Raw genomic sequence first — 14,262 nt, forward strand, 5'->3', positions numbered from 1 at the left:
TTTTTTATTGTAAGAGTGACAGCTAACTAATTTCCCAAAAACATATTGAAAATTATAATGTAATTTACAATTTAATTCAATTCTTATAAAGGAAATGTAACATAATCGACAATAAAGGTGAAGGACTGTAATGAAACTGCATTTTATTTAAATATTCGACAAGAGACCATATATTTTTAACTAATAGAATAATGAATCTCTACAAACGAGTTTATTTCATTATGCTTATAGTTTTCCTTATAAATTGTTTACTAGAGGGTAGAACGAAAAAAATCTATTCCGAAATAATATCCGGAATAGATTTTTTCTATTGATTCACTATCATCTTAATTTTATTATTCATTCTAGCAGCATCTCGTTCTAAGATAGGCTTTAAATATTTCCCGGTATAGGATTCCTGCACCACAGCAATTTTCTCAGGAGTTCCAGTAGCTACAATCGTTCCACCGTTTGAACCACCTTCGGGACCAAGATCTATAATATAGTCAACGGTTTTGATAACATCTAGATTATGTTCAATAACAAGAACGGTATCACCATTTTCTACAAGTCTCTGTAAGACATCAAGAAGTCTTGCAATATCATCTACATGTAGGCCTGTAGTAGGTTCATCCAATATATAAAACGACTTACCTGTTGAGCGGCGATGTAGTTCAGATGCAAGCTTCACCCTTTGTGCTTCTCCACCAGATAAGGTGGTTGCAGGTTGCCCAAGCTGTATATAGCCTAGTCCTACATCTGCAATCGTTTGGAGCTTCCGTTTAATTTTTGGGATGTTCTCAAAAAATTCAAGGGCATTTTCAACAGTCATATCCAATACTTCCGCAATACTTTTTCCCTTGTATTTTACTTCTAGAGTCTCACGATTATATCGTTTTCCGTGACATACCTCGCATGGTACATACACATCAGGAAGGAAGTGCATTTCGATTTTGATAATCCCGTCTCCGCGACATGCTTCGCATCTTCCACCTTTTACATTAAAGCTAAATCGCCCCTTTTTATACCCGCGAATTTTCGCTTCGTTTGTTGTAGCATATACATCTCTTATATCATCAAACACACCCGTGTAAGTAGCAGGATTTGAACGCGGTGTTCTTCCGATTGGTGATTGGTCAATATCAATTACCTTTTCAAGATACTCTATTCCTTTGATGTCCTTATGTTCACCGGGCTTGCTTTTGGAACGATAAAGCTTTTGAGCAAGTGATTTATACAGAATCTCATTTATAAGCGTACTTTTACCTGAACCAGATACACCAGTAACGGCAACAAATGTTCCAAGTGGAATTTTTACGTTCACATTTTTTAAATTATTTTCCTTCGCACCTTTAATTTCAATAAAGCGTCCGTCAGGTTTTCTTCTTTCAACAGGTAGAGGAATGAATTTCTTACCTGATAAATATAGACCTGTTAAGGAATTTGAATCATTCATCACTTGTTCTGGAGTACCAGCGGAAATGACCTCTCCTCCATGAATACCCGCTCCAGGACCAATATCAATTAAGTAATCTGCAGCAAGCATTGTATCTTCATCGTGTTCTACGACGATGAGTGTATTGCCAATGTCTCGCATATTTTTCAATGTACTAATTAGACGATCGTTATCACGCTGATGTAACCCGATGGATGGTTCATCTAAAATATAGAGAACACCTGTTAACCTGGAACCAATTTGCGTGGCTAGCCGAATTCGCTGGGCTTCACCGCCAGATAAGGTTCCTGCAGCTCTACTTAATGATAAATATTCCAATCCAACATTCACCAAAAATCCGAGCCTTTCCTTTATCTCACGGAGAATAAGATTTGCTATTTTCATTTCCTTTTCCGTCAGATCAAGACTATTGAAAAATTGATCGGCATTTTCAATTGAAAATTCAGTTACTTCCCCGATATGCTTTTGATTAATTTTGACTGCAAGTGTTTCCTCTTTTAAGCGATAACCTTTACATTTCGGACATGCTTGCTGTGCCATATATTTTTCCATCTGCTCCCGGATATAATCGGAGCTTGTTTCTTTATAGCGACGTTCTACATTAGGAATTACCCCTTCAAAACGTATATTTCCTTCTCGTATTTGACCAAAATCATTCTCATAACGGAAATAGATGGAGTCATTTCCAGAACCATATAAAAGTATATCCATCTGATGTTTCGGGATATCTTTCACTGGTATTTCCATATCAATTCCATAGTGTTTGCAGACTGCTTCTAGTAGTTGCGGGTAATACTGCGAACTAACAGGCTCCCAAGGTGCAATTGCGTTTTCTTTTAATGATAATTCTTTATTAGGAATAACAAGTTCTATATCGACCTCAAGTTTAGTCCCTAAGCCGTCACATTCGGGACACGCACCAAATGGGCTATTGAAGGAAAACATGCGTGGCTCCATTTTGTCGATAGAAAAACCACAATGCGGACAAGCAAGATGCTCACTGAAAAGTAGCTCATCTTTGCCAATCACATCGATAATCACTTTCCCATCCGCTAGTCGTAATGCTGTTTCTAATGAATCAGCAAGTCGGGCTTCAACCCCATCTTTCACTACTACACGGTCAATTACCACTTCGATGGAATGCTTTTTATTTTTCTCAAGGTCAATTTCTTCCCCAAGATCACGCAGCTCTCCGTCAACCCGCACTCTAACAAAGCCCTGTTTTTTAATATCTTCAAATACTTTTACATGAGTACCCTTTCTACCCGACACGATTGGGGCTAAGACTTGAAGTTTCGTCCTTTCTGGGTATACCATGATTCTGTCCACCATTTGCTCCACCGTTTGTGATGTAATTTCAATCCCATGATTCGGGCAAATCGGTCTACCAACACGGGCAAATAATAGACGTAAATAGTCATAAATTTCCGTAACAGTTCCAACCGTAGAGCGCGGGTTACGGCTGGTTGTTTTTTGATCGATAGAAATTGCCGGGGATAAGCCTTCAATTGCATCCACATCAGGCTTATCCATTTGTCCTAAAAACTGCCTTGCATAGGCTGATAACGATTCTACATATCGCCTTTGTCCTTCCGCATAAATTGTATCAAATGCCAAGGATGATTTTCCTGAGCCAGAAAGGCCTGTTACTACAACAAGCTGATCACGCGGTATCGTTACATCTATATTTTTTAGATTATGTGCCCTTGCTCCCTGCACAATGATTTTATCTTTTGCCATTTGGGCATCATCCTTCCGCTTTTAGCTCTAATAATGTATCGCGAAGCTGGGCTGCCCGTTCAAAATCAAGAGCTTTTGCTGCTTCCTTCATTTCTCTTTCAAGACTTGCAATTAATGTTTCACGTTCTTGCTTTGTAAGCTTCCTTGATTTTTCCTTAGGAGTATATTCTTCTTGCTCCTCTGCTGCGTGTGTCGCACGTATCACATCACGAATATCCTTTTGAATCGTTTTAGGCGTAATGCCGTACTTCTCATTATATTCTTCTTGAACGGAACGCCTGCGTTTTGTTTCCTCAATCGCTTTTACCATCGAATCCGTCATTCGATCTGCGTACATAATTACTTGACCGTTTGCATTTCGAGCAGCACGGCCTATGGTTTGAATAAGAGAGCGCTCAGATCGTAAAAATCCTTCTTTATCAGCATCAAGAATGGTTACTAATGATACTTCCGGAATATCCAAGCCTTCCCGAAGAAGATTGATACCTACCAATACATCATATTTTCCAAGACGAAGATCGCGAATGATTTCAATTCGTTCTAACGTCTTTACTTCTGAATGTAAATATTGAACCTTGATACCAACTTCCTTCAAGTAATCCGTTAAGTCTTCAGACATTTTCTTCGTTAGGGTTGTAACAAGAACCCGTTCATTCCGTTTAACACGATCATTTATTTCTCCCAACAGATCATCAATTTGTCCTTCAATTGGTCGGACAACGATATTTGGGTCAAGTAATCCTGTTGGTCGAATAATTTGCTCGACCATTTCAGGTGTATGCTCTAATTCATATGGACCAGGAGTTGCAGAAACAAACACAATTTGATTCACATGATCCTCAAACTCAGCAAATGTAAGCGGACGATTATCTAGTGCTGATGGTAAACGAAATCCATGGTCTACAAGCACTGATTTTCGCGCTTGGTCCCCATTATACATTCCGCGAATTTGCGGGAGTGTCACGTGTGATTCATCTATAACTATCAACATGTCTTTCGGAAAATAGTCCATTAAGGTGTAAGGCGTAGATCCTGCCGGGCGTAATGTTAAGTGTCTGGAATAGTTTTCAATTCCCGAGCAAAAACCCATCTCTCTCATCATTTCAAGATCGTATCTTGTTCGTTGCTCCAGTCGTTGCGCTTCTAATAATCTGTTATTCTCATGGTATTCTTTTAACCGTTCTTCCAATTCCTTTTCGATGTTTTCAATCGCAATGCGCATTTTCTCCTCACGAGTAACGAAGTGGGATGCCGGAAATATAGCAACATGATCCCGGTCTCCGATAATTTCACCTGTTAGGGCATCCACCTCGCGAATGCGGTCAATTTCATCACCGAAAAACTCGACACGCATGCAATGTTCATCACGGGATGCCGGAAAAATTTCAACTACATCTCCTCTGACTCGAAATGTTCCCCGTTGAAAATCGATATCATTTCTTGCATACTGAATATCCACAAGCTTCCGGAGCAATTGATTTCGTTCTATTTCCATTCCGGTTCGTAAGGAAAGCACCATTTCCCGATATTCCTCAGGCGAACCCAAACCATATATACAAGAAACACTGGCAATAATCACTACATCATTTCTTTCGAATAATGAAGATGTAGCGGAATGCCGCAGTTTATCTATTTCATCATTTACGCTGGAGTCCTTTTCGATATATGTATCCGTTTGTGGAACATATGCCTCAGGTTGATAATAATCATAGTAGCTAACAAAATATTCGACGGCATTATTAGGAAAAAACTCTTTAAATTCACTATATAATTGACCAGCTAATGTTTTATTATGAGCAATGATTAATGTTGGCCGATTTATTTCTTTAATCACATTCGAGATCGTAAATGTTTTTCCTGTCCCAGTTGCTCCAAGCAATGTTTGATACCTTTTACCAGCTTGAATTCCCTCGACGATTTGCTTTATCGCTTCCGGCTGATCTCCCTGTGGTGAATATTTTGAAACAAGCTCAAATTGTTCCTTCATGCCAAAGCCTCCCATCCATACTAGAAATATATCTATTTAAAGGCTCTTTTCGACCTGGTAATATTTCAAACTAAAATTAATAGTCTAAAATAAATTTACCAAGTAATTTGAATTGAGTTTTTCGAAAAGATGCCCCGTCAATATATTTAGAACGGATTAGGCAATTATTCGAAATTTAACAATCTATGCGAAAACAACCTTGTGAATTTTCCATTAATAATCATAGTACTTATTTTACCACAAACATGAAGTTTTTAACCACAAAAAAGCGAACAAATTTTCGGTTTTATTTTTTCAGGTGGAGAAAGTGAGTAGAACTTTCAATGAATAGAGGCTGTTCAGTAGGAAAGCAAAAAAACGCTTAATGCAAAAAAAGAATTAAAGCATTAAGCGTTTTGATTTGGATGTTTTTTTTGTTTTCTTGGGCCCATTTTGGCAGAAAAGAAATAGCCGGCGGTTAACGAGGCTGCATCTATAATATACAATGCCTCTGTATGAGTATACCCCTTGTAGACAGACGCAACTATTAAAGCTACCGTTAATAGAAGACCAATAATCTTACTATAAGTAACCCTAGCAAAAAAGACTACTAATATTCCCGGCAAGAAAATGGCAGCAATAATTTTTCCGATCATATTCATTCCTCCATATAATTCACTTTTATTATCATAACGAAAAAATGGTTAATGTAAAAGCGGAATTTAGTCGGATAAGCTAGCTTTTATGATTTTTTTAGTAATGCTATTCAATTCACTATGCTCAATAAACTTTTCATTCAGCATGTCAGGTAAAATTTCTTTTAAAAAATATTGGACACTTATCATTTCTTTAAACTGTAGAATAGTCATTAACGATTCTTCATAGATTTCTTGAAATAAGCTTTCTGGATTGCTTTTTTGGATTTCACCAAAGGATTCATAAAGTAAATCAACCTTATCGGCAACAGATAATATTTTCCCTTCTAACGTGTTATCCTTCCCTTCCTTAAAGCGCTCTAAATAAATGGATTGCAGTTCCTGCGGAAACTCTCTTAAAACAAACTTTTTAGACATTTGCTCCTCTACTTGGCTAAATAAGTCCCGCAATTCTTTAGAGGCATATTTAACAGGAGTTTTTATATCACCTGTAAAGAGTTCATTATAATCATGATTTAAAGCTTTTTCATATAAAGACTTCCAATCTACCTGGTTTCCCGCTTGTTCCTCAACTGTACCAAAAAATTGAGCAATTTTTGTTACTTTGAAGGAATGACTAGCAACAGAATGATCCTGAAATTTAAATTTTCCTGGACAGCGGTATAGCTTTTCAAGATCCGATAAGCTTTTAAAATATTGATGAACACCCATTTATATCATTCCTATCTATAAATATTTCTAGTGATTGTATCAAAAATAATATAACCTCATCAAGTGTTGATGAGGTTAACTTTTATTATGTGTCAAAAATAGATGAACTGCACGAAATTATGTTTGAACTGTACGAATTCAATTTTTAACCGCATGAAATGGTTAATGAACTGCACGAATCAGGACTAAAGTACTATAAAAACAACAAAAACTTTAATGAACTACATTCGCTGGCCAAACAAGCCACCTGCTCGTCTTTCGTTGCTATTCGTCTCTCATATATGCTTGCTTCAGTAGGTCTGCCAACATTTACATACCAGTTTGTTTTATTTATTTAGATCTATTAAAGAGCCTGTTTTTAAATAGACGATCCACTCGCAAATATTCGTTACATAATCCCCGATTCTTTCTAAATGCTGTGCAACTAATAAAAGATGGGTAGCCTGGTTAACCCAAGCCGGATTTTCTTTCATAATATCCACTAATTCTATGAATATTTCTGCATAATATTGATCAATGCGATCATCTTTTTGCGAAACTGCAATGGCTGCATCGCGATCTAATTCTACATAGGAGTTAAGCGCATCATGAACAATTTCTTTGACCAATTCAGCCATCCTCGGTATATCAATTAATGGCTTTATATACGTTTCATCTTTTAGACGGATAGTTGATTTCGCAATACTTACTGCGTGGTCACCCATTCGTTCCAAATCTGCTGATACTTTGAGCATCGTCGCAATCCTGCGTAAATCTGTCCCTACCGGCTGCTGCGTAGCAATTAATTCAAAGCATTTTTGCTCTATTTTCAATTCAAGTTCATTTATATTTTGGTCATCCAAAACTACTTCTAAGGCAAGGTCAGGATCCTTTTCCACTAAAGATTTAATTGCCTTATAAATTGCTTCCTCCACTAAAAGACCCATCTTTAATAAATTTTCATGTAGCTCTGTTAATAGATCCTCAAAAATACGTCTAGCCACCGTCATTTCTCCCTTCGACTGAAAACGTGTGATTTGTTTTTCCCCTTACTTAACCAAAACGACCAGTAATGTAATCCTCTGTTTGTTGTTTTTGCGGATTTGTAAAAATCGTCTTTGTTTCATCAAATTCCACTACTTCACCATTTAAGAAAAAGGCTGTTTCATCTGATACACGGGCAGCTTGCTGCATACTGTGAGTAACAATCACGATCGTATATTTCTCTTTCAAATCCAAAATAAGCTGCTCTATTTTTGATGTTGAAATAGGATCAAGTGCTGATGCCGGTTCATCCATCAATATTACTTCCGGCTGTATAGCTAAAACTCTTGCAATAACTAGACGCTGTTGCTGGCCCCCTGATAATCCCATTGCAGAGGTATTCAAGCGATCTTTCACTTCATCCCAAAGGGCAGCAGCTTTTAAGCTTTTTTCCACAATTTCATCTAAGATCCTCTTGTTCTTTGTTCCATGAATCCGCGGACCATATGCAACATTATCGTAGATAGACATTGGGAATGGATTTGGCCGTTGAAAAACCATACCAACCTGCTTACGCAAATCAACCGCATCTACTTTGGAATCATATATATTTTCATTTTTTATGAAAATATTTCCTTCTACACGAAATCCAGAAATTAAATCATTCATGCGATTCAAGGTTCTTAAGAATGTAGACTTCCCACATCCAGACGGACCTATCAAAGCTGTAACTGCCTTTTCTTTAATATTTAATTGAATATCTTTTAACGCTTTAAAATTATCATAATAAACATTTACCGAATCTGTTTGAATAATCGAAGTTGCGGAGGCTGATACTGTCATTTTTCTCTTCACCTACTTTTAGAAGTTATCCAAAATTCCCTGAGACATAATCTTCAGTTTGTTTTTGCATTGGATTCGTAAAAATATCCTTTGTTGCACCAAATTCAATTAGTTCTCCCATGTAGAAAAAGGCTGTATGGTCTGAAATCCGAGCTGCTTGATGCATGCTGTGTGTAACAATAGCAACCGTAAAATCATTTTTAAGCTCTGTAATTAGTTCTTCTATTTTCCCTGTTGAAATTGGATCAAGGGCTGATGCTGGTTCATCTAAAAGTAGGACATCTGGTTCCATGGCAATAGCTCTAGCAATGCATAAACGCTGCTGTTGGCCACCAGATAGATTTAAGGCTGAACGATGTAAACGATCCTTTACCTCATCCCAAAGTGCTGCCTTCTTTAAGCTTTTTTCAACAATCTCTTGAAGGACTCGTTTATTTTTTTCACCATGGTGCCTTGGTCCAAATGCAACATTTTCAAAAATGGACTTAGGAAATGGATTCGGTCTTTGAAAAACCATCCCAATATTTTTTCGAACTTCAAATATATTTACTTTTGGGTCATTTAGATTTATTCCGTTATAGAGAATTTCCCCTTCGATACGACAGCCTTGAATTTCGTCATTCATTCGATTGATGCTTCGTAAAAAAGTTGATTTACCGCAACCTGAAGGTCCAATAAGTGCAGTAACCTGATTTTTATAGAAAGGCAGTGAAACATTATGAATTGCTTGGTTCTTTCCATAAAAAACATTAATATTTTCCGTTCCGATTGCTAACTCTTTTGGTTTTTCTATTGGATTTTCATCCACTATATATATTGAAGATTTCTTTTCCTTTTTTAATACTGTGGAAACCATAATATCGTTCTCCTTCCTACCATTATGAGGATGTCATCCGTTTATATAGTAATTTTCCAAACCAACGTGCACCTATATTAAAGACTAAGATGACAATTACTAGAAGTGCGGCTGCACCACTTGAAACAGCAGCAACATCGGGCATAATTCCTTCACCGTTAATTTTCCAAATATGAACAGCAAGTGTTTCTGCAGGTCTTAATGGATTGAGTGGTGATGCAGGACTTAATGGATTCCAATTTGTAAAATCTAGCATAGGCGAACTCATTCCGGCTGTATAAATTAGAGCAGCAGCTTCACCAAAAACCCTACCTGATGCTAAAACAACCCCAGTCACAATACCTGGTATAGCGGCCGGAACTAGTACATGCTTAATGGCTTCCCAGCGTGAAACACCTAATGCTAACCCTGCTTCTCTTTGTGTACCTGGTATTGATCTAATAGAATCCTCTACTACCCGTACCATAAGTGGAAGGTTGAACACGGTTAAAGCAAGTGCCCCAGAAAGGATGGAAAATCCCCAGCCCATATACATAACGAAAAACAAAAATCCAAAAAGTCCTACAACAATGGATGGTAACGAGGAAAGAACCTCTATAGCAGTTCTTAAGATTGTTGTAAAAGCGTTTTTCTTCGCATACTCAGCCATATAAATCCCTGCACCTAATGAAAGAGGGATGCTGATAACCATTGTTAACACCAAGAGATAAAAGGAATTAAATAATTGAGGTCCAATTCCTCCTCCTGCCTGCACTGCCTGTGGCGGAGAAGTAATAAAATGCCAATTTATATGTGCGACTCCTCTTATAACAATATATCCAAGCAACCCCGCTAGAAGGATAACAATGAACGCAGCGATTAAATAAAAGGCTGCAGTTGCAATACGGTCTGCTAATTTTGCATTCATTAAATGGACCTCCCTCTGCCTATCATTCGAACGATTAAAATAAAGAATAAAGACATAAATAGTAAAACGAGAGCTAGAGACCAAAGAGCATTATTTTCAACTTGACCCATAATGGAACTTCCCATCCCCATCGTTAAAATACTTGTTAAGGTTGAGGCAGGCTCTACTAATGAATGAGGCAAAATAGCCGCATTACCAATAACCATTTGAACAGCTAATGCTTCACCAAAAGCTCTTGCCATTCCGAATACAATTGCTGTCAGTAATCCTGGTCGGGCTGTTCTTAAAATAACACGATAAATAGTTTGCCAGCGCGTCGCTCCTAAAGATAGCGATGCTTCACGCAATGAATTAGGCACCCCTTGAATAGCATCAACGGAAAGACTTGTAATCGTTGGTAGAATCATGACTGATAATACAATCGTTCCTGCTAAAATTCCAAATCCACTACCAGAAAAAGCATTTCTTAGAAAAGGAACTACAATAGACAAACCTACAAATCCATAAACTACTGAAGGTATCCCAACTAAAAGCTCAATCACCGGCTGCAGAATTTTTTTGCCGAATTTCGGTGAAATCTCTGTCATAAAGACAGCAGCACCTATAGATAAAGGGGCACAAATAAGTGCGGCTAAAAAAGTAACTGCAAAAGATCCTATTATTAAAGGAAGTGCACCGATTAATGGTTTTCCTAATTCATCCACTTTCCCCGGTGACCAATCCTTTCCTGTAATAAAATCAATAAAACTTCCGTGGTTCACAAAAAATGTACTAAGACCCTTTGTAGCCACGAAAGAAATGATGGAAATAGCGACTAATATCATGATAAAGACAGACGAAAAAGTAAGAATTCTGCCTCGTCGTTCTGTCCAAAGCTTAGTTGTTGTGTTCCAGCTTTTTTCTGCCATTTTTACTTCTTTTACTTCCAACATGCTTTCCCCTTTCATTAGAGGTTATTAGAAAAGCGCAAGCGCCGCAGCTCTAGCGTACGGATTTCGTAGTCTTCGACTGAGATAAAGGAAACCGTGCTCGGTAGTTCACGAGCTATTGAAAATTGAACTACCATTTTCACCTGATGTTGACTTATCGTAGGGAGGAGACGTAGAAATCCGCTAGCCGATAGGCGCTGGTGAAATTTGAAGTGCCAATTTCACTTGGAGCTAGACATTTAAAGAACATCAGACCCATTCATCATTATTCGATGAAGGGGTCTAATCTTACCTTATTTTGGAGTTACATTTCCTTGTGCATCACGTTCAACTTTCATTCCTGTCATTGGAATATATCCAAGCTGTGGAATAAGTTTTGTTTGGATGCTAGGACTTAACATGTAATCTAAGAAATCTTTAGCAAGTCCATTCGGTTCGCCATTTGTATACATATGCTCATAAGCCCAAATCTTCCAGTCATTTGTTTCCACGTTTTCTTGTGTTGGCTCTACTCCGTCGACTTTTAACGCTTGAATTGAATCATTGAAATATGAGAATGCTAGATAACTAATCGCTCCTGGAGTTTCGCTCACAATTTTTTGAACTGTCCCAGATGATTCTTGTTCTTGTGCTTTTACTGGAGTTGCGCCATCTAATGCCATTTTTTCAAATACTGCTCTTGTACCAGAGCCTTCATTACGGTTGATGATGACGATTTTTTGATCTTTACCGCCAACTTCTTTCCAGTTCGTGATTTTTCCAGTAAAGATATCGATTAATTGTTGCTTCTTAATATCTGTAACACCTACACCTTTGTTTACAACTGGTCCCATACCAACTACTGCTACTTTATGGTCAACAACTTTACTTGCATCTACATCTTTTTCTTCTGCAAATAAATCTGAGTTACCGATATCAACGGCACCTTCGACAACTTTACTTAAACCAGTTCCACTACCGCCACCTTGAACGTTTACAGTAGTTCCGGCATTTTCACCCATATATTGACTAGCTGCTTCTTCTACAAGTGGTTGTAACGCAGTAGATCCAACCGCAGTAATTGAACCGCTAACTGCTTGATTATCATTTTTATCATTTGTAGTTGAAGCATTAGATTTTGAAGAATCGTCGTTTCCACATCCTGCTGCTATAAAAGCAAACATTAATAACATTCCTAGCATTGCTACTAACCTTTTTCTCATTTTATTAGTGCCCCCTAGTTATTTTTTCTTACAAGATTAAGATAATACTAGGGTGTTAACTTGGTATTAATGAATTGTTAAGAGTTTGTAAAGATAGGTTTTAATAAATTTTCAAGAGAGGCATTCTTTGAATGGCACAAATATTATGATGAATGGCACGTAATGAAGATGAAACAGTCCGAAATTAGTATTAAATAGCCCGAAATTGATCCTAAACGGCACGTTTTAGGACTAAAGAACTATATTCCCCACCAAAAAAGACTGCCTAATTTAGACAGCCTTCATGGTTGTTTTTTCGGTAATGTAATAATAAACTCGGTTCCTTTTCCTTCTTTACTATTCACAGCAATCGAGCCGTGATGGGATTCAACAAGATGCTTTACTATCGCTAAGCCAAGTCCAGTACCTCCTAAATCACGTGATCGTGCCTTATCGACTCTGTAGAAACGTTCAAAAATTCTTGGCAAGTCTTTCTCTGCAATCCCAATCCCTGTATCTTTAACAACAAGCTTTACATTTGTATCTGTTTCATCCACTTTTATCTCAATAGTCCCATGCTCAGGTGTGTAAGTTATGGCATTGGCGACTAGATTTAAAATAATTTGTCGGATTCGATCCTTCTCAGCTTCTAAGAACAGCATCCTGCGCTCTGGAAGGATTAAGATAATCTCTTTTTTATACACTTTTTCCTGCAATGTTGCCACTGTTTCCTCTATTACCTCGATAATATTTAACGCTTCCGGATGTAATGGAAGTCGATGCTGTTCAATTTTTGATAAATGTAAAATATCCGCAATTAAGCGATGTAAACGATCACTTTCGTCATAAATGATTTGCAAAAAGGATCTGCATAAATTTTCATCGTACATCGCTCCATCCAGCAATGTTTCGGCAAATCCCTTTAATGATGTCACAGGTGTTTTCAGTTCATGGGAAACATTCGCCACAAATTCACTGCGCATTTTTTCAAGACGTCTTATTTCCGTAATGTCATGAAGAACTGTAATGACCCCATTAATATCTCCATTAACACCTACTAGCGGTGCGAGATGGGCATCCAAAATTCTTTCCTTAGGAAAATAAATATATACTTCCTCATGGAGTTTCATGCCTTCTTTTAAGGATCGCTCGATTAATTGACTTAACCCAAAGTTTTTACCCGCTTCAATATGTAATTTTCCTTTCAGTTCAGAGCTTTCCGTGCCAATGATTTGTTCCATTGCTGGATTGACAAGCGCAATTCTTCCATTTGGCTGAATCAACATCACGCCGCTAACCATATTGGTTAAGACGCCGGATAATCTCTGTTGATTTTCTTGAATCTCATCCATTTGTTTTTGCAAGCTAATCGCTAGAACATTTATAGCATTTGATAGTTGTTCAATTTCACCCGATGTTTTTAAGCGGACTCTACTGCTATAATCTTTTTCCGATAAGCGCCTGGCAACATAGATGATTTCTTCAATTGGTCGTGAAATGCCCTTTGCTAATTTTATTCCGATCATACTGGATAAAATGAGCGTGACACCCATGGCTAATCCAAGGCTTATCCAAAGCTTCACAATAGCTTGTTCGATTTTCCCTAGTGTATATGCTGCACGAATTACCCCAATAATCTTATGATTCTGGTGAATGGGGATGGCTACGTACATCATATTAAAGCCTAACGTATGACTAAATCTGACGGATTCTCCAAATGATTTATGTTTTTTTACAACATTTTTAAACTCTGGCCGATTTGAGTGATTTTCCATATCTTTCGGATCATCTTCGGAATCTGCTAAAACCTGACCAGAAGTATCAATGATGGTGATACGTGGTTGATTTTTCGCGTAAAAACGCTGGATTGTTTGCTGCATAGATGGATTATTGCTAGATAACGTAGACACATCAATCACCTTCGATACTAAATTAGCATCCTGTAGCAATTGTTGCCTCGTCATGTCCATATATGTTTTTTTCATCATATCCGCAATAAAAAATCCCATTCCGAGTAAAACAAAAAACAATAAGATTAAAAATGTTAGTGAAATACGAAGCCAAAGCTTTTTCAT

At 37.5% G+C, this 14,262-nt stretch carries 11 protein-coding genes; all 11 read right to left on the reverse strand.

Annotated features, from left to right (window positions below; genetic code table 11):
• Positions 1-307 precede the first annotated feature (307 nt).
• The 11 genes from uvrA to pnpS all read right to left on the reverse strand — a co-directional run bounded on the left by uvrA (position 308) and on the right by pnpS (position 14,262).
• Positions 308-3,175 carry an excinuclease ABC subunit UvrA gene (gene uvrA / locus AC3WJF_RS02135; RefSeq protein WP_492449446.1) on the reverse strand — a complete coding sequence of 956 codons (2,868 nt, stop codon included), beginning with the start codon at positions 3,173-3,175 and terminating at the stop codon, positions 308-310.
• A gap of 7 nt (positions 3,176-3,182) precedes the next feature.
• Positions 3,183-5,162, reverse strand: coding sequence for an excinuclease ABC subunit UvrB (gene uvrB / locus AC3WJF_RS02140; RefSeq protein ID WP_492449447.1), 1,980 nt, complete (start codon positions 5,160-5,162; stop codon positions 3,183-3,185).
• A 386-nt stretch (positions 5,163-5,548) separates the two neighbouring features.
• The gene (locus tag AC3WJF_RS02145) at positions 5,549-5,797 is read right to left on the reverse strand and encodes a CsbA family protein (RefSeq protein WP_492449448.1); all 249 of its coding nucleotides are present in this window, start codon (positions 5,795-5,797) and stop codon (positions 5,549-5,551) included.
• Positions 5,798-5,863: 66 nt separating this feature from the next.
• Complete coding sequence (locus tag AC3WJF_RS02150) at positions 5,864-6,508, reverse strand: HD domain-containing protein (RefSeq protein WP_492449449.1); 645 nt, start codon at positions 6,506-6,508, stop codon at positions 5,864-5,866.
• A 326-nt stretch (positions 6,509-6,834) separates the two neighbouring features.
• Positions 6,835-7,491 (reverse strand): phosphate signaling complex protein PhoU, encoded by a 657-nt coding sequence (gene phoU / locus AC3WJF_RS02155; RefSeq protein ID WP_492449450.1) that lies wholly within the window; start codon positions 7,489-7,491, stop codon positions 6,835-6,837.
• 49 nt (positions 7,492-7,540) lie between these two features.
• Positions 7,541-8,314, reverse strand: coding sequence for a phosphate ABC transporter ATP-binding protein PstB (gene pstB, locus AC3WJF_RS02160; RefSeq protein ID WP_492449451.1), 774 nt, complete (start codon positions 8,312-8,314; stop codon positions 7,541-7,543).
• Positions 8,315-8,339: 25 nt separating this feature from the next.
• Complete coding sequence (pstB, locus tag AC3WJF_RS02165; protein WP_492449452.1) at positions 8,340-9,170, reverse strand: phosphate ABC transporter ATP-binding protein PstB; 831 nt, start codon at positions 9,168-9,170, stop codon at positions 8,340-8,342.
• Positions 9,171-9,192: 22 nt separating this feature from the next.
• Positions 9,193-10,077 carry a phosphate ABC transporter permease PstA gene (gene pstA / locus AC3WJF_RS02170; RefSeq protein WP_492449453.1) on the reverse strand — a complete coding sequence of 295 codons (885 nt, stop codon included), beginning with the start codon at positions 10,075-10,077 and terminating at the stop codon, positions 9,193-9,195.
• Positions 10,077-11,024 (reverse strand): phosphate ABC transporter permease subunit PstC, encoded by a 948-nt coding sequence (pstC, locus tag AC3WJF_RS02175; protein ID WP_492449454.1) that lies wholly within the window; start codon positions 11,022-11,024, stop codon positions 10,077-10,079. Before pstC ends, pstA begins: the two co-directional genes overlap by 1 nt.
• Positions 11,025-11,299: 275 nt before the next feature.
• Positions 11,300-12,208: a phosphate ABC transporter substrate-binding protein PstS family protein gene (locus AC3WJF_RS02180; RefSeq protein WP_492449455.1), complete on the reverse strand. Its 909-nt coding sequence runs from the start codon at positions 12,206-12,208 to the stop codon at positions 11,300-11,302.
• Between the two features lie 281 nt (positions 12,209-12,489).
• Positions 12,490-14,262: a two-component system histidine kinase PnpS gene (pnpS, locus tag AC3WJF_RS02185; RefSeq protein ID WP_492449456.1), complete on the reverse strand. Its 1,773-nt coding sequence runs from the start codon at positions 14,260-14,262 to the stop codon at positions 12,490-12,492.

The organism is Heyndrickxia sp. FW510-T9, from assembly GCF_058781025.1.

Coding starts and splice junctions, on each gene's coding strand:
- AC3WJF_RS02180 (WP_492449455.1), bottom strand. CDS start 12,208: ATGAGAAAAAGGTTAGTAGCAATGCTAGGAATGTTATTAATGTTTGCT.
- uvrB (WP_492449447.1), bottom strand. CDS start 5,162: ATGAAGGAACAATTTGAGCTTGTTTCAAAATATTCACCACAGGGAGAT.
- pstB (WP_492449451.1), bottom strand. CDS start 8,314: ATGACAGTATCAGCCTCCGCAACTTCGATTATTCAAACAGATTCGGTA.
- pstC (WP_492449454.1), bottom strand. CDS start 11,024: ATGAAAGGGGAAAGCATGTTGGAAGTAAAAGAAGTAAAAATGGCAGAA.
- uvrA (WP_492449446.1), bottom strand. CDS start 3,175: ATGGCAAAAGATAAAATCATTGTGCAGGGAGCAAGGGCACATAATCTA.
- AC3WJF_RS02145 (WP_492449448.1), bottom strand. CDS start 5,797: ATGATCGGAAAAATTATTGCTGCCATTTTCTTGCCGGGAATATTAGTA.
- AC3WJF_RS02150 (WP_492449449.1), bottom strand. CDS start 6,508: ATGGGTGTTCATCAATATTTTAAAAGCTTATCGGATCTTGAAAAGCTA.
- pstB (WP_492449452.1), bottom strand. CDS start 9,170: ATGGTTTCCACAGTATTAAAAAAGGAAAAGAAATCTTCAATATATATA.
- pstA (WP_492449453.1), bottom strand. CDS start 10,077: ATGAATGCAAAATTAGCAGACCGTATTGCAACTGCAGCCTTTTATTTA.
- pnpS (WP_492449456.1), bottom strand. CDS start 14,262: ATGAAAAAGCTTTGGCTTCGTATTTCACTAACATTTTTAATCTTATTG.